This window comes from Streptomyces sp. NPDC059866 (assembly GCF_042731325.1).
GTDB lineage: Bacteria > Actinomycetota > Actinomycetes > Streptomycetales > Streptomycetaceae > Streptomyces > Streptomyces flavusporus.
In genome coordinates, this window is the sequence record NZ_JBHWJT010000130.1 from 1 (window position 1) to 1313 (window position 1313).

Annotated in this window: 1 protein-coding gene; it reads left to right on the plus strand. The window is 69.2% G+C overall.

Annotation, left to right across the window (positions count from 1 at the left end; translation table 11 throughout):
• Window positions 1-1092 (plus strand): IS4 family transposase (locus tag ACFV7R_RS47045; protein WP_385276974.1); only part of this gene is annotated, 1092 nt, incomplete at its 5' end.
• Window positions 1093-1313 lie beyond the last annotated feature (221 nt).

Consider the following 1313-nt stretch of genomic DNA (forward strand, 5'->3'; position numbering starts at 1 on the left):
TGCGGGTGCGCTGAGCAACGTAGGCGGCTGCTTCCCGCACGGCTGGTGGTGTACTTCGTGCTGGGGCTGGCGCTGTTCTCCCCGGCTCCGTATCTGGAAGTGATGCGGCACCTGGTGGAGGGCCTGCGAGGTCAGGGGCTGCTGGGCGACTGGCACCTGCCGGCGAAGTCCTCGTTGTTTCGGGCCCGGCAGCGGCTGGGCTCCGAGCCCTTGCGGGTGCTGTTCGCCACGACCGCCAAGCCGATGGCCACCGAGGCGACGCCCGGCGCGTTCTGGCGTGGCTTGCGGCTGCTTGCGGTGGACGGGACCTGCTGGGACGTGGCGGACACCGAAGCCAACGAGGCCGCCTTCGGACGTCCGGGCAACGGCCGCGGGTCGGGCCAGAGCGCGTTTCCCCAGGTACGGATGGCTGCTTTGGTGGAGGTGGGCAGCCACGCGCTGCTGGACGCGGAACTCGCCGGCTGCCGCACCGGGGAAGTCACCCTGGTCGGCCGCCTGCCCCGTTCGGTCGGCCCGGGCCAGCTCGTCCTGGCCGACCGTGAGTTCCTGGGTGTCCCGTTGTGGCGGGCCTTCACCGCCACCGGCGCCGATCTGCTGTGGCGGGTGCCCGCCAACCGCGTCCTGCCGGTGATCAAGCAGTTCCGTGACGGGTCATGGCTCTCACAGATCCGGGCAAGCAGCGGCCGTGCCCGGGATGAGCCGGTCACCGTGCGGGTCCTGGCCTACCAGCTCAAGGATCGGGTCAGTGAGGGTGCGGCCGACGGCTACCGCCTGGTCACCACTTTGCTGGACGCCCGCCGCTATCCGGCGAGGCAACTGGCCGCGCTCTACCACGAACGCTGGGAGGTCGAGTCCGTCTTCGCCGAGATCAAGACCCATCAGCGCGGCGCACGCGTCGTCCTCAGCAGCAAAACTCCCGATGGTGTCCGCCAGCAGATCTGGGCCCACCTGCTGGTCCACCACGCCCTGCGCGAACTCATGCTGAGAACGGCCGCCCCCCGTGGCCTGGACCCAGATCGGGTCTCCTTCACCGAAACCCTGCGCTCTGCCCGGCGCAGCGTGACCGTCACGCCGGGCAGCTTTTCCCCCTGACCTCCTGGTCAGAGCCCTGGTGATGCTCGAGCAGGATCTCCTGGAACGGCTCCTGCCCATCAGACGACTCCGCAGCCAGCCCCGAGCCGTGAAGCGCAAGATGTCCAACTACCGGCTCAAACGGGCTGAACACCGTGCCTGGCCCCAGCCCACCCGCACCGGCACCCAAGCCATCCTCATCACAAGACCCCAACCCACAGGCCCGTAATGCAACGGCATTG